Raw genomic sequence first — 18,113 nt, forward strand, 5'->3', positions numbered from 1 at the left:
GAAAGGAACCCGGCGGTTCTGCGTCCTGCCTGTTACAGGCCGATGACAATCCGGCCGCAGGCGCGCACCCATCCCCGCAAATAAAAGGGGGCCCGGACAAACCGGACCCCGATCCTGATTTTCAGGTTTGGCGGCGGAGTGGATAACCGCTCTGCCCGAGCAGAGGATCAGCCGTTGACGGCGTCCTTCAGGCCCTTGCCTGCCGAGAACTTCGGTACGTTGCGTGCCGGGATCTCGATTTCGGCGCCGGTCGAAAGGTTGCGGCCCTTCGAAGCTTCACGGCGCGAGACGGAGAAATTGCCGAAACCGACGAGACGAACGTCGCCGCCGTTCTTGAGTTCGCCCTGGATGGTCTCGAAAACGGCGTCAACCGCGGAAGCAGCATCCGTCTTGGACAGGCCAGACTTTTCAGCCACTGCGGATACGAGTTCATTCTTGTTCATGTTTCCACCCCTTTCTTACGGTTTGAAACGACTCATACAAGTCGGGGGCAGAATACGCATCGCCCCTCGCCCCGCAAGAATATTTCGTCGCAATCCCCTGAGAATCCGGGGTTTACACACGATTTTCGACGAAAAAGACCGGCCGAGGGGCCGGTCTTTCATGTTTTTTCCATTCGCGGAGCCGGGAACCGGCCCCGCGCGCGGGCTCAATGCGCCACGGCGCCGGTGCCTTCGTCGGTCGATTCGACAGCGGAAACGCTGGCTGCCGCGACCGTGGCATCCCACTCGATCGGCTCGGGCTTGCGGATCAGCGCATGTTCGATCACCTCGCCCATGCGGGAGACGGGAACGATCTCCATGTTGTTCTTCACGTTATCCGGAATGTCCGCCAGGTCCTTGGCGTTCTCTTCCGGGATCAGCACCTTCTTGATGCCGCCGCGAAGCGCCGCGAGCAGCTTTTCCTTGAGGCCGCCGATCGGCAGCACCCGGCCGCGCAGCGTCACCTCGCCCGTCATCGCGATGTCCTTCGAGACCGGGATGCCGGTCATGATGGACACGATGGCGGTCGCCATGGCGATGCCGGCCGACGGGCCGTCCTTGGGCGTTGCGCCTTCCGGAACGTGCACGTGGATGTCCGTCTTGTCGAAGCGCGGCGGCTCGATGCCGAAATCGACGGCGCGCGAGCGGACATAGGAGGCCGCCGCCGAGATCGATTCCTTCATCACATCCTTCAGGTTGCCGGTGACCGTCATGCGGCCCTTGCCACCCGGCAGGCTGACGCCTTCGATGGTGAGCAGCTCGCCGCCGACTTCCGTCCAGGCAAGGCCCGTGACGACGCCCACCTGGTCCTCGCGCTCGGCTTCGCCGTGGCGGAAGCGCGGAACGCCGAGGAAGTCGTGGATGTTCTCCGCCGTGACCTCGACCTTCGTCGCCTTGCCCTTGATGATCTCGGTGACCGCCTTGCGGGCGAGCTTCATCAGTTCACGCTCGAAGTTTCTGACGCCCGCCTCGCGGGTGTACTGCTGGATGACCGCCATCAGCGCGCCGTCGGTGACCGAGAATTCCTTCGGCTGCAGCGCGTGGTCGCGGATCGCCTTGGGCAGCAGGTGCCTTTTGGCGATTTCCAGCTTCTCTTCTTCCGTGTAGCCGGCAATGCGGATCACTTCCATGCGGTCCATCAGGGGCGCGGGAATGTTCAGCGTGTTCGCCGTCGTCACGAACATGACGTTGGACAGGTCGTATTCGACTTCCAGGTAGTGGTCCATGAAGGTCGAGTTCTGTTCCGGGTCCAGCACCTCGAGCAAAGCCGAGGACGGGTCGCCGCGGAAGTCCATGCCCATCTTGTCGATCTCGTCGAGCAGGAAGAGCGGGTTGGACTTCTTCGCCTTCTTCATCGACTGGATGACCTTGCCGGGCATCGAGCCGATATAGGTGCGGCGGTGGCCGCGGATCTCGGCCTCGTCACGCACGCCGCCGAGCGCCATGCGGATATATTCGCGGCCGGTCGCCTTGGCGATCGATTTCGCGAGCGAGGTCTTGCCGACGCCCGGAGGGCCGACGAGGCACAGGATCGGACCCTTGATCTTGGTCGAGCGGGCCTGTACGGCGAGGTATTCGACGATGCGCTCCTTGACCTTGTCGAGGCCGAAATGATCCTCGTCGAGGATCTTCTCGGCGGCGTTTAGGTCGGTCTTGATCTTCGACTTCTTGCCCCACGGAATGCCCGTCAGCCAGTCGAGATAGTTGCGCACGACGGTGGCTTCCGCCGACATCGGGCTCATCTGGCGCAGCTTCTTCAATTCGGCATCCGCCTTCTCGCGGGCCTCCTTGGAGAGCTTGACCTTGGCGATCTTCTCTTCCAGCTCTGCCATCTCGTCGCGGCCGTCCTCGCCGTCGCCGAGCTCCTTCTGGATCGCCTTCATCTGTTCGTTGAGGTAGTATTCGCGCTGGGTCTTCTCCATCTGGCGCTTGACGCGCGAGCGGATGCGCTTTTCGACCTGCAGGACCGAGATCTCGCCTTCCATGAAGCCGAGCGCCTTTTCGAGGCGCAGCTTGACGCTGGTCGTCTCGAGCATTTCCTGCTTCTCGACGATCTTGATGGACAGGTGCGAGGCGACGGTGTCGGCGAGCTTCGAGTAGTCCTCGATCTGGCTCGCGGCGCCGACGACTTCGGGCGAAATCTTCTTGTTGAGCTTCACATAGTTCTCGAACTCGGAGACGACCGAGCGCGACAGCGCCTCGATCTCCACCGGGTCCTCGTCCGGCTCGGCCAGCACGTGGGCCATCGCCTCGTAGAACTCCTCGCGGTCCGTGTAACCGTCGATCTCGGCGCGCGCGCGGCCCTCGACCAGAACCTTCACGGTGCCATCGGGGAGCTTCAGGAGCTGGAGAACATTGGCGACGGTGCCGATGCGGTAGATGGCGTCGGTCTCCGGATCGTCGTCGGAAGCGTTGATCTGGGTGGCAAGCATGATCTGCTTGTCGGTGCCCATGACCTCTTCCAGCGCGCGGATCGACTTCTCGCGACCGACGAAGAGCGGCACGATCATGTGCGGGAACACCACGATGTCGCGCAGGGGCAGGACCGGGAAGGCCGTGGAGTCGTGCGACGCAGACGTCTTTTTCGTCATGTCATTTCCTTTCAAACGTCCCGTTTCCGGGAACCGGTCCCATCGGCGCTCGGGAAGCGTCGGGCCGGCGATCTTTTCCATCCACAAGTGGAGTGCGTTCAACGCTTTTTCAAGCCCGGCTGCGGGGTGCCCCACCCCACGCCGGACCAGACGAACCATCAAGGGAAGTGTAGTCTTCCGCGCTGTCGCGGAACTTGCGGCCTTCCCCCGGCACCCATCGCCGGAGCATACGCAAAACAGAATCGAAGTCTTCCATATTCGCGCGACGCGCGGCGTTACGCAACGGCCGATGTGCGGCAGAACCATGAAGGCCATGGACCCGAACGGCCCGGCCCGGCATTATGCCCGATTGCCGGTAAACCCAGGAGTCGCAAATGTCGAAATCCGTCTTCGCCACCCTCGCAACCCTTCTCGTTCTTCCCGCCGGCGCCGCCCTGGCGCAGTTCACCGGCCCTTCCGACGTGCAGCAGGGCGGCGATACGAAATATCCGGCCATGACCGTCGAAGCCATAAAGGCCGATGCCAAGGACGATATGAAAGCGACGATCGAGGGCAGGATCGTCCGCAAGCTGGCGGACGAGGAATACCTCTTCGCGGACGACACAGGCGAAATCCGGGTCGAGATCGACGATGACGACTTTCCCGCCCAGCCTGTCTCGGAGACCACCCGCGTGCGGTTGCAGGGCGAGGTCGACACCCATCGCGTCAAGGAAACCGACTTCGACGTGGACCGCGTGACCATCATCGAATGAGGGCGGGACCCTCCCCTTTCGGGGAGGGACTTTCTTCAGGCCGAAACGTTGGCCTTCTCGTCGGAGCGCTCCGAGTAGATGTAGAGCGGACGGGCCGAACCCTTGACCACCTCGTCGGAGATGACGACCTCGCGGACGCCTTCCAGCGTCGGCAGTTCGAACATCGTGTCGAGCAGGATCTTCTCCATGATCGAGCGGAGGCCGCGCGCGCCGGTCTTGCGGACGATGGCCTTGCGGGCGATCTCGCGCAGCGCATCCTCGTGGAAGGTCAGTTCCACGTCTTCCATCTCGAACAGGCGCTGGTACTGCTTGATCAGCGCGTTCTTCGGCTCGGACAGGATCTGGATCAGCGCATCCTCGTCGAGATCCTCCAGCGTCGCCAGGACGGGCAGACGGCCGATGAATTCCGGGATGAGGCCGAACTTCACCAGGTCCTCCGGCTCCAGCTCGCGCAGGACTTCGCCGACGCGGCGGTCTTCCGGCGAGCGAACCGTCGCGCCGAAGCCGATGGAGGTCTTCTCGCCGCGGGCGGAGATGATCTTGTCGAGGCCGGCGAAGGCGCCGCCGCAGATGAACAGGATGTTCGTCGTGTCGACCTGCAGGAATTCCTGCTGCGGATGCTTGCGGCCGCCCTGCGGGGGAACCGAGGCGACCGTGCCTTCCATGATCTTCAGAAGCGCCTGCTGCACGCCCTCGCCTGACACGTCACGGGTGATGGACGGATTGTCGGACTTGCGCGAGATCTTGTCGACCTCGTCGATATAGACGATGCCGCGCTGCGCGCGCTCGACATTGTAGTCGGCCGCCTGCAGGAGCTTCAGGATGATGTTCTCCACGTCCTCGCCGACGTAACCGGCCTCGGTCAGCGTCGTGGCGTCGGCCATGGTGAAGGGCACGTCGATGATGCGGGCAAGCGTCTGGGCGAGGTAGGTCTTGCCGCAACCCGTCGGGCCGACCAGCATGATGTTCGACTTCGCCAGTTCCACGTCCGAGCCCTTGGCGGCATGCGCCAGGCGCTTGTAGTGGTTGTGTACCGCGACCGAGAGGATGCGCTTGGCCTGCTGCTGGCCGATGACATACTCGTCGAGGACCTTGATGATATCCTGGGGCGTGGGGACGCCGTCGCGGGATTTCACCATCGAGGTCTTGTTCTCCTCGCGGATGATGTCCATGCACAGTTCGACGCATTCATCGCAGATGAACACGGTCGGTCCGGCAATCAGCTTGCGGACCTCGTGCTGGCTCTTGCCGCAGAAGGAGCAGTAAAGGGTATTCTTGGAGTCGCCGCCGTTGCTGCCGCTGACCTTGCTCATATCACTTTCCTTCCAGCACGCCGTTCATCTTCGGGAAGATGGCCGGACCACTCAAACCACCCTTGCCGGCACCGCTCGTGCTGCCTTGAAGGGCTCCAGGGGTACTGACCGGAAAAGGGGCGACCCCCGAACCGGTGGCAACGAATCCCCCACCGAATTTACCAAATGCTAGGCCGTCACAAATCAACATAGCATTAACGGCCAATATTAACGGCTTTATGGTGCGGATAAAGCCCCGTGACCATTACAAATGTGTCACAATATGCCTCATCCGCACACAAAACGTCGTCCTTACGCGTTCTCGACGCCTTCGATCGCCTCGCGGCTCGTGATGACGCGGTCGACAAGGCCCCAGTCCTTCGCCTCGTCCGCGCTCATGAAATGGTCGCGGTCGAGCGTCTGTTCCACTTCCTCGTAGGTGCGGCCGCAGTGCTTGACGTAGACCTCGTTCAGCTTGCGCTTCATCTTAAGGATGTCCCTGGCGTGACGCTCGATGTCGGACGCCTGGCCGGAGAAACCGCCGGAGGGCTGGTGCACCATGATGCGGGCGTTCGGCGTGGCAAAGCGCATGTCCTTGTGGCCGGCGGCGAGCAGCAACGAGCCCATGGACGCGGCCTGGCCGATGCACAGCGTCGACACGGCGGGCCTGATGAACTGCATCGTATCGTAGATCGCCATGCCCGAGGTCACGACGCCGCCCGGCGAATTGATGTAGAGCGCGATCTCCTTCTTCGGGTTCTCGGCCTCGAGGAAGAGAAGCTGCGCGCAGACGAGCGTGGCGATATGATCCTCGACGGGACCCGTCAGGAAGATGATGCGCTCCTTGAGGAGGCGCGAATAGATGTCGTAGGAACGTTCGCCGCGGTTGGTCTGCTCGACGACCATCGGCACCAGAGCCATGGCGGTATCTACGGGATTTCTCATGTCAATCCTTCTTCTCAAGTGGCCCTGAAACCCTTCGCAGACGTTGGGAATCAGCAAGTTTCATCTTCCCTACATAGAGTGTCAGGGTGGCTGACTTCAAGACGGCCAAGCGTTTTGCGGCGCTCTATGCCAGAATGCGGTTAACCGGCGCGAGGTGGACCCCGTGATTTCCACACCCGAACCGGAGGCAAGGTGAAGGAAGGATGAATCCGGCCATCCCTCCCGCCCGCGACCCATCGCTCCCTGCCGGACGGAGGCAGCCATGACGATACGATCGATCGCAGCCCTTTCGCTGCTTCTCATGACGGCGACGGGCGCCGTTGCCCAGCAGGCATCGGACACGGTCGCCCCCGAACGGGCGACCGGGCTTGCCGCCGCGAAGATCGTGACGGCGAAGGAGCACATGGTCGCGGCCGCCCATCCGCTCGCGGCGGAGGCCGGCGAGCGGGTCCTTGCCGGGGGCGGCAGCGCGATCGACGCGATGGTCGCGGTCCAGACGGTGCTCGGCCTCGTGGAGCCGCAGTCCTCCGGCCTCGGCGGAGGCGCCTTCCTCGTCTATTACGATGCCGGCGCGAAGCGCATCGTCACGCTCGACGGGCGCGAGACCGCGCCGATGGAGGCGACGCCGAAGCTCTTCCTCGACGACGAGGGCCAGCCGCTGGAATTCTTCGATGCTGTCGTCGGCGGCCGCTCGGTCGGCACGCCCGGCACGGTCATGCTGCTGCAGGAGGCGCACAACCGCTGGGGCCGCAAGCCGTGGAAGGACCTCTTCGCGCCGGCGCAAAAGCTTGCGCGCGACGGCTTTGCCGTCTCCCCGCGCCTTGCCGGCCTCATCGCGGCGGAGGGCGGCCGGCTGAAGACCTTCGAGGCGACGGCCTCCTATTTCTTCGACGCCGACGGCGCGCCGCTGAAAGCCGGCGCCGTGCTGAAGAACCCCGCCTATGCCGATACGCTGTCCGCCATCGCCGGCGGCGGGGCGGCGGCCTTCTACAGCGGCCCCATCGCGGAAGCGATCGTCGATACGGTGCGCATGTCGGGAAAGAACAGCGGCGTGCTCTCGCTGCCCGACCTTGCCACCTACCGGGTGAAGGAGCGCCCGCCCGTCTGCATCCTTTACCGCGCCCTCGACGTCTGCGGCATGGGACCGCCCTCCTCCGGCGCGCTCGCCGTCGGCCAGATGCTCGGCATGCTGGAGAACTTCGACCTCAAGGCGCTTGGCAAGGACAATCCGCAAAGCTGGCGGCTGATCGGCGATGCCCAGCGCCTCGCCTTCGCCGACCGCGGGCGCTACCTTGCCGACACCGATTTCGTACCCGCCCCGATCAAGGGCCTCGTCGACAAGGCCTATCTCGGCGAACGCGCGAAGCTGCTCGACGGCGACAAGGCGCTCGGCGAGGATGCCGTGACCGCCGGCACGCCGGAATGGGACCACGCCTTCAACTTCGGCCGGGATTCCGCCATCGAGCTGCCCTCCACCAGCCATTTCGTCATCGTCGACAAGGACGGCAACGTCGTCTCCATGACGACGACCATCGAGAACGGCTTCGGCTCGCGCCTGATGACCGGCGGCTTCCTGCTCAACAACGAGCTGACGGACTTCTCCTTCGAGACTCACGACGAGGGCCGGCCCGTCGCCAACCGCGTCGAGCCGGGCAAGCGTCCGCGCTCCTCCATGTCGCCGACCATCGTCCTGAAGGACGGCAAGCCGCTTCTGGCGATCGGCTCGCCCGGCGGCAGCCAGATCATCGGCTATGTCGCGCAGGCGCTGATCGCCTATGTCGACTGGGGCATGGATGTCGGCGGCATCGTCGCCATGCCGCATCTCATCAACCGCTTCGGTCCCTACGACGTCGAAGCGGGCACGGACGCGGAGAAGCTCGCAGAACCGCTGAAGGCGCTCGGCTACGAGGTGAAGGCCGGCGAGATGAACTCCGGCCTGCACGCCATCGAACTGACCGCCGAAGGCCTCAAGGGCGCCGCCGACCCGCGGCGGGAGGGCGTGGCGATCGGCAAGTGAGGAGGATGTCGAACACGCAACACCGTGCTTTCATGGACCGGTGAAATCCATTAGGGCATTTGGCCATGACCACAACACACCTGCCCTTCCTCTCCATCGACCCCGCCAGCCGCCGCGTTTGCCTCGACGGCCGCAACCCGGATTTCTACCGCGACCCGAACCCGGTCTATGCCGCGCTGCATGCGCATTGTCCCACCTTCTGGTGGGAAGAGCAGAAGCAATGGTATTTCACCGGCTACGACCATGTGAACGGTCTTCTGCGCGACCGCCGTTTCGGCAGGCAGATCCTGCATGTGGCGACGCGCGAGGAGCTCGGCCTGCCGGAGCCGCAGGATCACGTCCGGCATTTCGATGCGGCGGAGGCCTGGTCGCTGCTGGAACTGGAGCCGCCGGAGCACACGCGGCTGCGCACCCTCGTCAACCGCGCCTTCGTCTCGCGCATGATCGAGCGGCTGACGCCCGAGATCACGGAACTGTGCCACCAGGCCATTGACCGTTTCGAGAAGGACGGGCGCGTCGAACTGCTCTCCGCCTTCGCCGACATCCTGCCGGTGACGATGATCGCCCGGATGATCGGCATACCGGACGAGATGGGGCCGCAGCTTTTGAAGTGGTCGCATGCTTATGTGCGCATGTACATGTTCGGCCGCACGCGTGAGGACGAGCTTGCGGCAGACAAGGCCGCGCAGGAATTCGCGGCCTATGTGCGCGGCGTCATCGCCGAGCGCCGGGCCGAGCCGCGCGACGACCTGCTTTCGCACATGGTGCACACCGAGCACAAAGGCCAGCTTCTCACCGAGGACGAGCTGATCTCGACGACCATCGTGCTGCTCAATGCCGGCCACGAGGCAACCGTGCACCAGATCGGCAATGCCGTGCGGACGATCCTGGAGAACGGCGCCGATCCGGCCGTGCTCTTTGCCGACGGGAAGGCGACGGAGCGCACGGTGGAGGAATGCCTGCGCATCTCCGCGCCGGTGCACATCTTCCAGCGCTATGCGCTGGAGGACGTGGAGCTCGACGGCATCCGTTTCCGCCGCGGCGACAAGGTGGCGATGATCCTCGCCGCCGCCAATCTCGACCCGAGGAAGTTCAGCGACCCGCTCGTCTTCAGGCCGGATCGCGACGAGGGCGCGAACCTTTCGTTCGGCGCGGGCATCCATTTCTGCATCGGTGCGCCGCTCGCCCGGCTGGAGCTGAACATCGCCCTGCCGATCCTCTTCCAACGCCTGCCGGGGCTGCGGATCGCGAAGACGCCCGTGGTGAAGGACGTCTATCATTTCCACGGGCTGGAGGCGCTGGAGCTTGCCTGGTGACTACAGCCGGATGACGTAATCCTTGCGAGTCGTTTCAACGACTTCCCAGGTTCCGTTGAAGCCCGGCCTGAGGATCAGGCGGTCGCCGGGCCTGAGGTCGAAGACCTCGCCGTCGTCTGACGTCACGATCGAGTGGCCTTCGAGGATGTGGAAGTACTCCCACTCGTCGTAGCGGATGCGCCACTTGCCGGGCGTCGACTGCCAGATGCCCGAATAGATACCGCCCTCGGCCTCCTCGATGTTCCAGCTCGTGAAGACAGGATCGCCCGAGATCAGCCGGTCGGCTGCCGGGCGGCCCTCCTCGGCTTCGATGCCGGACGTGTCGAAACGTTGCGCCTTGCTCATGCTTTGTCCACCCGCTGACAAGAAAAGGGCGGCCCGCAAGGACCGCCCGGCCGGCATCAGGCCTTGGCGAGGGCCTGTTCGATATCGGCGATGATGTCCGCGGCATCCTCGATGCCGATGGACAGGCGCACCACGTCGGGGCCGGCACCGGCGGCGACCTGCTGCTCCTCGCTGAGCTGGCGGTGGGTGGTGGAGGCCGGATGGATGACCAGCGAGCGCGTGTCGCCGATATTGGCAAGGTGCGACAGCATCTCCAGTCCTTCGACGAAGCGCTTGCCGGCCTCGTAGCCGCCCTTGAGGCCGAAGGTGAAAACGGCGCCCGCGCCCTTCGGCGAATAGCGCTGCTGGAGGGCATGGTTCGGGTCGTCGTCGAGGCCCGCATAATTGACCCAGGCGACCTTGTCATTGCCCTTCAGCCACCTTGCGACGGCAAGCGCGTTGTCGCAATGGCGCTGCATGCGCAGCGGCAGCGTCTCGATGCCGGTCAGGATCTGGAAGGCGTTGAAGGGCGAGATGGCCGGGCCGAAGTCGCGCAGGCCGATCACGCGGCAGGCGATGGCGAAGGCGAAGTTGCCGAAGGTGGCGTGCAGCACCAGGCCGGCATATTCCGGGCGGGGTTCGGATAGCGCCGGGTACTTGCCGGAGGCCGACCAGTCGAAGGTGCCGCCGTCGACGATGACGCCGCCCATGGAATTGCCGTGGCCGCCCATGAACTTGGTCAGCGAGTGGACGACGATGTCGGCGCCGTGCTCCAGCGGGCGCACCAGGTAGGGCGTCGCCATCGTGTTGTCGACGATGAGCGGCAGGCCGTGGCGGTGGGCGATCTCGGCGATGCCGGCGATGTCGACGAAGGTGCCGCCGGGATTGGCGAGGCTCTCGATGAAGATCGCCTTGGTCTTGTCGTCGATCTGGCTTTCGAAGCTCGACAGATCGCCCGTGTCGGCCCAGCGCACATGCCAGTCGAACGACTTGAAGGCATGGCCGAACTGGTTGATCGAGCCGCCGTAGAGCCGGCGCGCGGCGATGAAATTATCGCCGGGGCGCATGATCGTGTGGAAGATGAGGAGCTGGGCCGCATGGCCGGAGGCGACGGCGAGCGCGGCCGTGCCGCCTTCGAGCGCGGCGACGCGCTCTTCGAGCACGGCCTGCGTCGGGTTCATGATGCGGGTGTAGATGTTGCCGAAGGCCTGGAGGCCGAAGAGCGAGGCGGCGTGGTCCGCATCGTTGAAGACGAAGCTGGTGGTCTGGTAGATCGGCGTCGCGCGCGCGCCGGTGGTCGGGTCCGGCTGGGCGCCGGCATGGACGGCGAGCGTGGAAAATCCGGGCTTGTTCTTGGTCATGAAACGGCCTCCCTGGCTAAAGTCGGCGCGACTATTTCAGAGAGTTAAAGCCCGGTCAAAGAAAGATTTTCCGGCAAAGGCGCGGATGCGCAAAGGAAACTTCAGGCCACGAGGCGCGGATATTCGATTGCCGGGCAGCGATCCATCACCACCTTGATGCCCGCGGCCTCCGCCGCCGCAGCAGCCTCGTCGTGGCGCACCGAGAGCTGGCCCCAGATCGCCTTCGGCAGCGGGGAGAGCGCCAGCACCTCCTCCACGACCGAGGGCAACGCATCGGCCGCGCGGAAGACGTCCACCATGTCGATCGGCTCGACGATGTCGGCAAGGCGGGCGACGACCGGCTGGCCGAGGATCTCCTTGCCGGCCTGGCCGGGATTGACCGGGATGACGCGATACCCCTTGCGCAGCAGGAAGGCCATGACCCGGTAGCTCGGACGCTCCGGATTGGGCGACGCGCCGACGAGCGCTATCACCCTGGTCGAGCGCAGGATGTCGGCGATGTAATAGTCCGGATAGGTATCGTGATTCATGGCGCTTCCCGTTTCTGCGTGGAGAATTGGGGTAACGCAACGTGAAGTCAATATCGCGGGGGTCAAGACGCCCTGAGCATCAGCACCGGATATTCGGTGACGGGGCAGCGGTCCATGACGACCCTGATGCCGGCCGCCTCCGCCCGGGCGGCGGCCGCGTCGTCGCGCACGGTGAACTGGCCCCACAGCACCGACGGTGGGGGACGAAGCGCCAGCACCTCGTCGACCACGGCATGAAGCTGGCTGGCCGCACGGAAGACGTCGACCATGTCGACCGGTTCGGGAATGTCGGCGAGGCGGGCATGGACGGTCTGGCCGAGAATGGTCTTGCCGGCATGGCCCGGGTTGACCGGAATGACGCGATAGCCCTTGCCGAGCAGGAAGCCCATCACGCCATGGCTCGGACGCGCATCGTTCGGCGAGGCGCCGAGCACGGCGATCGTGCGCACGGATTTCAGGATGTCGCGGATGTAGCTCTCGGGATAGTGATCGTGGTTCATCGCGCCCTCCTCCGGCGTTCGCAACCGTTTCTCCCGTCGTCCCGGCTGCATTGTAGGGCGAAACCGTAAAGAAGCCGGTCGGGCCTTTGGGCGTCCGGCGGCAGGCTGCGTGCCGATACGGCACAGGTTTTGCGGATTTCGGGCACCGGCGCAGCGCAATCCGGAAATTGCCGATTGCAAATCGCCTCTTTTGCGCAGATGAAAGGGCTCTCCCCTCCTCGCATGTCCGCCCCTTCGAGGTCCCACATTGCCGCTAGACGTTCTCTTTCTCGTGCTGTTCGGCGCGGTCCTGCACGCGACCTGGAATGCGCTCGTCAAATCCGGCACGGACAAGTCGCTCGACGCCTCGATGGTTTCGCTCGGCGGCGGCATTGTGGGGCTTGCCTTCCTGCCGCTGGTGCCGCTGCCGCAACCGGAGGCCTGGCCGTTCATCCTGATCTCGGCCGTCCTGCAATTCGCCTATTTCCAGCTCGTGGCCGCGGCCTACCGGGCGGGCGACATCGGCCTCGTCTATCCGCTGATGCGCGGGGCCGCTCCCCTGCTGGTCGCCACGACCAGCGGCCTCGTGCTCGGCGAGCACCTGACGCCAATCGCCATGGCCGGCGTGCTGGTCATCTCGGCGGGCGTGCTCACGCTCGCCTTCGAATCGCGCCACGGCAGTCGCCGCGCCATCGGCTACGCGCTCGCCAATGCGGCCGTCATCGCCACCTACACCTTCGTCGACGGTGCCGGCGCTCGCGTCTCCGGCAACGCCATTTCCTACACGCTCTGGATGTCCCTGCTGCCGCCCGTCCTGCTCTTTGCCTGGGCGATCCGCAAGCGGGGCGCCGCGCCGGTCTGGAAGCATGTGCGGCGCAACTGGGCGCGCGGGCTTCTCGGCGGCGGCGGCTCCATCGCGTCCTACGGCCTTGCCCTCTGGGCGATGACCAGGGCGCCCGTCGCCACCGTGGCGGCGCTGCGCGAAACCGCCATCCTCTTCGCCCTCCTCATCTCCGTCTTCATCCTCAAGGAGAAGGCAAGCGTCTGGCGCTACGTCGCGGGCGGCGTGATCGCGACGGGCGTGCTGGTGCTCAAGCTGGCTTGAGGCTACCTGCGATCCCATTCCGGCATGCGCTTGCCGAGGAAGGCGCCGATGCCCTCCTTGGCGTCGTCGGCAAGCATGTTGTCGACCATCGCCGCCACCGCGACGCCGTAGGCGTCCGCCACCGGCAATCCGGCTTGCGCGCGGAAGGCGGCCTTGCCGATACGCAGCGCCTGCGGCGACTTGGCGGCGATGACGGCGGCGTATTTGTCGACGACCTGGCGGAGATACTGCTGCGGCACGATGCGGTTGACGAGGCCGAAGTCCTTGGCGGTGGAGGCGTCGATCGTCTCGCCGGTCAGCAGCATCTCCATCGCCTGCTTGGGATGGGCGGCGCGGGTGACGGCGACCATCGGCGTCGAGCAGAACAGGCCGATATTGACGCCCGGCGTGCAGAAGGTGGAGGTGTCTGTGCAGATGGCGAGGTCGCAGCTCGCAACGAGCTGGCAGCCGGCCGCCGTCGCGAGCCCGTCGATCTCCGCGACGACCGGCTGCGGCAGCGCGGCGATCTTCAGCATGATGTCCGCCGCCATGCGCATGGTCTTCTCGAAGAAGGCGCGGCCTCCGTCGGCATCCTCGCGGCGGGCGGTCATCTCCTTGAGGTCGTGGCCGGCGGAAAAGACCTTTCCCGTCGAGGCGAGCACGACGACGCGGATGGCGTCATCGGCGGCAACGGCATCCAGCGCCGCGCCGAGCGCTTCCATGACGGCGATGGACAGGGCATTGGCAGGTGGATTGCTGAGCGTGATCCGAAGAACGGGCTCCGCGCGCTCGACGCGCACCAGGCCCGCCGGCTCCTCTTTCCTGAACGACACCACATCCGCCATGATCGCCTCCTTCATGTTTCCGCCTCCGGTCCTACGCCGCGCGGCAGCCGGTTTCAAGCGCGCGCACATAGACTTTGAGAGGGCTTGCAGCGGCCGGAAAATCGGTCTTCAAAGCAGGCGACAGGAGACGAATGCCATGGAATTGAAGCCCGTCATGGATCCCGAGGCGCTGAACCGCTTCCTCGAAACCGATTTTCCGCAGCTTCACACGGACGGCAAGGTGTTCGAGGTGGTGGGCGTCTCCCCCGGCTCGGTCGTCATGCGCCTCATGCCGAACGAGCGGCATCTGCGCCCCGGCGGCACGGTCTCCGGCCCCACGCTCTTCGCGCTTGCCGATGTCGGCGCCTATTGCGCCGTGCTCGCCCATATCGGCCCGGTGGCGCTCGCGGTCACCACCAGTCTCAACATCAACTTCCTGCGCAAGCCGAAGCCCGGCCCCCTCACCTGCACCTGCCGGCTTCTCAAGCTCGGCAAGCGGCTGGCGGTCATGGAAGCATTGATTTTCGATGAGGACGCCGACGATCTGGTGGCCCATGCCACCGCCACCTATTCGATTCCGCCGCGATAATTTGTGGTATCTATATACCGCACAAATAAGCCATTGTTTTCATTAGAATATCTCTGGCGTCTCCCGGATCGCTTCCCTTGACGTCCCATCGGCTCTCGCTTATAAGCCGCTCCAGATCGCGGTCCCCACGGGCCGCGTTCAATTTTTGGCATCCGCAAGGGGCCAAACCAAGCAACAAGAAACGCCCGTCGCCGCAAGGCCTCGGGATCTCAAAGAAAGAGCACCTCCCATGGCAACCTTCGTACAGAAGCCCGCCGAGGTAGAGAAGAAGTGGATCCTCATCGACGCCGAAGGCCTCGTTGTCGGTCGCCTCGCTACCCTCATCGCTAACCGCCTGCGCGGCAAGCACAAGGCAACCTTCACGCCCCACGTCGACGACGGCGACAACGTCATCGTCATCAATGCCGACAAGGTCGTCTTCACCGGCAAGAAGTACTCCGACAAGAAGTACTACTGGCATACCGGTTACCCGGGCGGCATCAAGGAGCGCACGGCTCGCCAGATCATCGAAGGCCGCTTCCCGGAGCGCGTCCTCGAGAAGGCTGTCGAGCGCATGGTTCCGCGCGGCCCGCTCGGCCGTCGCCAGATGAAGAACCTGCGCGTCTACGCCGGCTCCAACCATCCGCACGAAGCCCAGCAGCCCGTCGCCCTCGACGTCGCCAAGCTGAACAGCAAGAACACAAGGAGCGCCTGATAATGGCCGACCTCTCCTCGCTCAAGGACCTCGGCGTTGCTGCCGCAGCTCCCGCTGCCTCCGCCCCGGTTCACGTCAAGAAGGTTGACGCCCAGGGCCGTTCCTACGCAACCGGCAAGCGCAAGGACGCCGTTGCCCGTGTATGGGTCAAGCCGGGTTCCGGCAAGATCACCATCAACGGCAAGTCGTTCGAAGCCTACTTCGCCCGCCCGGTCCTGCAGATGATCCTGCAGCAGCCGATCGTCGCAGCTGCCCGTGACGGCCAGTTCGACATCGACGCGACCGTCGCCGGCGGCGGCCTTTCCGGCCAGGCCGGTGCCGTTCGCCACGGCATCTCCAAGGCGCTGACCTACTTCGAGCCGGGCCTGCGCACGGTCCTCAAGAAGGGCGGCTTCCTGACCCGCGACTCGCGCGTCGTCGAACGCAAGAAGTACGGCAAGGCCAAGGCCCGCCGTTCGTTCCAGTTCTCCAAGCGTTGATCGCTCGGAAGACGAACTCTTCAGGAAAGGCCGGGGTTCGCCCCGGCCTTTTCGTTTTCAGGGACGCAAAAATCCACAGAGTCCTCTTGCCTTGAAGGCGCCGATTGGCGAACGTCCCGCCAGACTTCGGAGGGACTTTCATGGCCAACAAGACGATCGACCACGCCATCACGGGCAAGGCGCTGAAGAGCGCGGCCTCGGACCCGACCCATGCGGGCGTCCTCTCCTTCATGCGCCGCCGCTATACGAAGGTGCTGAAGGACGTGGACGCCGTCGTCTGGGGCATCCCCTTCGATGCCGCCACCTCCAACCGTCCCGGCACGCGCTTCGGGCCGCAGGCCATCCGCCGCGCCTCGGCGATCATGGACAACGATCCGCAATATCCCTTCGAGCGCGACCTCTTCGAGGACATGGCCGTCATCGACTATGGCGACTGCATGCTCGACTACGGCAACCACCAGAAGACACCGGCAACCATCGAGCGCGAGGCGAGGAAGATCCTGAAATCCGGCGCCTACATGCTGACGCTCGGCGGCGACCACTTCATCACGCTGCCGCTGCTGCGCGCCCATGCGGCGAAATACGGTCCCCTCTCCCTCGTCCAGTTCGATGCCCACCAGGATACCTGGCCGGACGAGAAGGGCCGGATCGACCACGGCTCATTCGTCGGCACCGCCGTGCGCGAGGGGCTGATCGATGCCGAAAGCTCGATCCAGATCGGCATCCGCACCCATGCGCCGGAGGATTGCGGCATCCGCATCCTCTATGGCTACGACGTCGAGGAAATGAGCGCCGCGGAAATCGCCGATGCGATCATCCACCATATCGGAGACCGGGCGACCTACCTCACCTTCGACATCGATTGCCTCGACCCGGCCTTCGCGCCCGGCACCGGCACTCCCGTCTCCGGCGGCCCGTCGAGCGCGCGCATCCTCTCCGTGCTGCGCAAGCTCGGCGCGCTGAACATCCTCGGCTCGGATGTGGTCGAGGTGGCGCCCGCCTACGACCACGCGGACATCACCGCCATCGCCGCCTCCAACATCGCCATGTACATGCTGGGCCTGCACGCCGAGACGCTGGCGGAGCGCCGCTGAAGACGCGGCATTGAATGCGACGGATCAAGGGGGTATATCGGCGGCGAACGCGGCTTGACAGGATTGGATTGCAGATGAAACCGAAGATCTTCATCGATGGCGAACACGGCACGACGGGCCTTCAGATCCGCACGCGCATGGCCGGCCGCAGCGATGTCGAGCTGCTTTCCATTCCCGAGGCGGAGCGGCGCAATGCGCAGCTGCGCGAAGACCTGCTGAACAGCGCCGACGTCGCGATCCTCTGCCTGCCGGACGATGCGGCGAAGGAAGCCGTGGCCATGGTGTCCGGCAACAATCAGGTGCGCATCATCGACACCTCGACCGCGCACCGCGTCAATCCGGACTGGGCCTACGGCTTTGCCGAGATGGACCGCGCGCAGCCGGCGAAGATCGCCGGCGCCCGCTACGTCGCCAATCCCGGCTGCTATCCGACCGGCGCCATCGGGCTCATCCGCCCGCTGCGCCTCGCCGGCATCCTGCCGGAGGACTATCCGGTCACGGTCAATGCGGTCTCCGGCTATACGGGCGGCGGCAAGCAGCTGATCGCGCAGATGGAGAATGCCGACCACCCGGAGCATATCGACTCGCCGCACTTCCTCTACGGCCTGCCGCTCAAGCACAAGCATGTACCGGAAATGCAGGTGCATGGCCTCCTTTCCCGGGCGCCGCTCTTCGCGCCCTCCGTCGGCAAGTTCGCGCAGGGCATGATTGTGCAGGTGCCGCTCTACCTCGCCGACCTCAATGGCCACGCCTCGCTCGGCTCGATCCACGAGGCGCTCGCCGATCACTATGCCGGGCAGGACATCGTCGAGGTGGTGGACCTCAAGGAGAGCGCGGCGCTCCCCCGCGTCGATGCCGTCGCGCTTGCCGATACGGACCGCATGAAGCTCTACGTTTTCGGCACCGCCGGCGCGCCGCATGTCAATTTGGTCGCCCTGCTCGACAATCTCGGCAAGGGCGCCTCAGGCGCGGCGGTGCAGAACATGGATCTGATGCTGAGAGGCTGAGCGTCGCCCCTCATCCGCCTGCCGGCACCTTCTCCCCGCAAGCGGGGAGAAGGGAGATGGGGCACCGTCCCATCCCCTCGCCAGCGTTGATATTTCAGGAAATCGGGTCGGCATAGCCCTTCGCCCCGCTCACGGGGAGAGCGACTGTCTTGTCAGTCAAGCGCTTTGCCATGGTTTTCCGTCCCGGATGATGGCGTTGAGGATGGTGAGGAGCTTTCGCATGGTCGCGACGATGGCGACGATCTTCGGCTTT

At 64.8% G+C, this 18,113-nt stretch carries 18 protein-coding genes and 1 pseudogene; 9 read left to right on the forward strand and 10 right to left on the reverse strand.

Annotation, left to right across the window (positions count from 1 at the left end):
* Positions 1–167: 167 nt before the first annotated feature.
* Together hupB and lon are read right to left on the reverse strand one after the other, a co-directional pair.
* Entirely contained in the window at positions 168–443 is a 276-nt protein-coding gene (hupB, locus tag L0976_RS22655) for a DNA-binding protein HupB (RefSeq protein ID WP_023516583.1), read from the reverse strand.
* Positions 444–649: 206 nt separating this feature from the next.
* Positions 650–3,073 carry an endopeptidase La gene (lon, locus tag L0976_RS22660; RefSeq protein ID WP_203318600.1) on the reverse strand — a complete coding sequence of 808 codons (2,424 nt, stop codon included), beginning with the start codon at positions 3,071–3,073 and terminating at the stop codon, positions 650–652.
* Between the two features lie 374 nt (positions 3,074–3,447).
* On the opposite strand from lon, the gene L0976_RS22665 reads away from it, so the two are divergent.
* The gene (locus L0976_RS22665; RefSeq protein WP_203318599.1) at positions 3,448–3,825 is read left to right on the forward strand and encodes a NirD/YgiW/YdeI family stress tolerance protein; all 378 of its coding nucleotides are present in this window, start codon (positions 3,448–3,450) and stop codon (positions 3,823–3,825) included.
* Positions 3,826–3,860: 35 nt separating this feature from the next.
* Here L0976_RS22665 and clpX read toward each other — a convergent pair whose 3' ends face one another.
* Positions 3,861–5,138 (reverse strand): ATP-dependent Clp protease ATP-binding subunit ClpX, encoded by a 1,278-nt coding sequence (clpX, locus tag L0976_RS22670; RefSeq protein ID WP_203318598.1) that lies wholly within the window; start codon positions 5,136–5,138, stop codon positions 3,861–3,863.
* Between the two features lie 291 nt (positions 5,139–5,429).
* The gene (gene clpP / locus L0976_RS22675) at positions 5,430–6,062 is read right to left on the reverse strand and encodes an ATP-dependent Clp endopeptidase proteolytic subunit ClpP (RefSeq protein WP_203318597.1); all 633 of its coding nucleotides are present in this window, start codon (positions 6,060–6,062) and stop codon (positions 5,430–5,432) included.
* A 262-nt stretch (positions 6,063–6,324) separates the two neighbouring features.
* Here clpP and ggt point away from each other — a divergent pair, with 262 nt between their 5' ends.
* The gene (ggt, locus tag L0976_RS22680; RefSeq protein ID WP_234189382.1) at positions 6,325–8,079 is read left to right on the forward strand and encodes a gamma-glutamyltransferase; all 1,755 of its coding nucleotides are present in this window, start codon (positions 6,325–6,327) and stop codon (positions 8,077–8,079) included.
* Positions 8,080–8,144: 65 nt separating this feature from the next.
* Entirely contained in the window at positions 8,145–9,395 is a 1,251-nt protein-coding gene (locus L0976_RS22685; RefSeq protein ID WP_234189383.1) for a cytochrome P450, read from the forward strand.
* Here the strand turns inward: L0976_RS22685 and L0976_RS22690 are convergent, their stop codons facing one another.
* The 4 genes from L0976_RS22690 to L0976_RS22705 all read right to left on the reverse strand — a co-directional run bounded on the left by L0976_RS22690 (position 9,396) and on the right by L0976_RS22705 (position 12,110).
* The gene (locus L0976_RS22690) at positions 9,396–9,740 is read right to left on the reverse strand and encodes a cupin domain-containing protein (RefSeq protein ID WP_234189384.1); all 345 of its coding nucleotides are present in this window, start codon (positions 9,738–9,740) and stop codon (positions 9,396–9,398) included.
* A 56-nt stretch (positions 9,741–9,796) separates the two neighbouring features.
* Complete coding sequence (locus L0976_RS22695) at positions 9,797–11,080, reverse strand: O-acetylhomoserine aminocarboxypropyltransferase (RefSeq protein WP_203318593.1); 1,284 nt, start codon at positions 11,078–11,080, stop codon at positions 9,797–9,799.
* A gap of 101 nt (positions 11,081–11,181) precedes the next feature.
* A complete protein-coding gene (locus tag L0976_RS22700; RefSeq protein ID WP_203318592.1) occupies positions 11,182–11,610 on the reverse strand; it encodes a CoA-binding protein in 429 nt (142 codons plus the stop codon).
* Positions 11,611–11,672: 62 nt separating this feature from the next.
* Positions 11,673–12,110, reverse strand: a complete 438-nt coding sequence (locus L0976_RS22705) for a CoA-binding protein (protein WP_234189385.1) — start codon at positions 12,108–12,110, stop codon at positions 11,673–11,675.
* Between the two features lie 247 nt (positions 12,111–12,357).
* Between L0976_RS22705 and L0976_RS22710 the strand changes: the two genes are divergently transcribed.
* Entirely contained in the window at positions 12,358–13,194 is an 837-nt protein-coding gene (locus L0976_RS22710; RefSeq protein ID WP_234189386.1) for an EamA family transporter, read from the forward strand.
* A 2-nt stretch (positions 13,195–13,196) separates the two neighbouring features.
* Here L0976_RS22710 and L0976_RS22715 read toward each other — a convergent pair whose 3' ends face one another.
* Positions 13,197–14,018 carry an enoyl-CoA hydratase gene (locus L0976_RS22715; protein ID WP_234189394.1) on the reverse strand — a complete coding sequence of 274 codons (822 nt, stop codon included), beginning with the start codon at positions 14,016–14,018 and terminating at the stop codon, positions 13,197–13,199.
* 136 nt (positions 14,019–14,154) lie between these two features.
* Between L0976_RS22715 and L0976_RS22720 the strand changes: the two genes are divergently transcribed.
* The 5 genes from L0976_RS22720 to argC all read left to right on the forward strand — a co-directional run bounded on the left by L0976_RS22720 (position 14,155) and on the right by argC (position 17,860).
* A complete protein-coding gene (locus L0976_RS22720) occupies positions 14,155–14,586 on the forward strand; it encodes a PaaI family thioesterase (RefSeq protein ID WP_234189387.1) in 432 nt (143 codons plus the stop codon).
* 229 nt (positions 14,587–14,815) lie between these two features.
* Positions 14,816–15,280, forward strand: coding sequence for a 50S ribosomal protein L13 (rplM, locus tag L0976_RS22725; RefSeq protein ID WP_023513729.1), 465 nt, complete (start codon positions 14,816–14,818; stop codon positions 15,278–15,280).
* A 2-nt stretch (positions 15,281–15,282) separates the two neighbouring features.
* Positions 15,283–15,759 carry a 30S ribosomal protein S9 gene (gene rpsI, locus L0976_RS22730; RefSeq protein ID WP_203318588.1) on the forward strand — a complete coding sequence of 159 codons (477 nt, stop codon included), beginning with the start codon at positions 15,283–15,285 and terminating at the stop codon, positions 15,757–15,759.
* A 140-nt stretch (positions 15,760–15,899) separates the two neighbouring features.
* A complete protein-coding gene (gene speB, locus L0976_RS22735) occupies positions 15,900–16,853 on the forward strand; it encodes an agmatinase (RefSeq protein WP_234189388.1) in 954 nt (317 codons plus the stop codon).
* Between the two features lie 74 nt (positions 16,854–16,927).
* Complete coding sequence (gene argC, locus L0976_RS22740) at positions 16,928–17,860, forward strand: N-acetyl-gamma-glutamyl-phosphate reductase (protein ID WP_234189389.1); 933 nt, start codon at positions 16,928–16,930, stop codon at positions 17,858–17,860.
* 156 nt (positions 17,861–18,016) lie between these two features.
* Here the strand turns inward: argC and L0976_RS22745 are convergent.
* Positions 18,017–18,113 (reverse strand): annotated as a pseudogene (locus L0976_RS22745) (IS110 family transposase); the annotation flags it as partial.

Origin of the sequence: Shinella sp. NM-101 (genome assembly GCF_021401195.1) — a bacterium.
Taxonomy (GTDB): domain Bacteria; phylum Pseudomonadota; class Alphaproteobacteria; order Rhizobiales; family Rhizobiaceae; genus Shinella.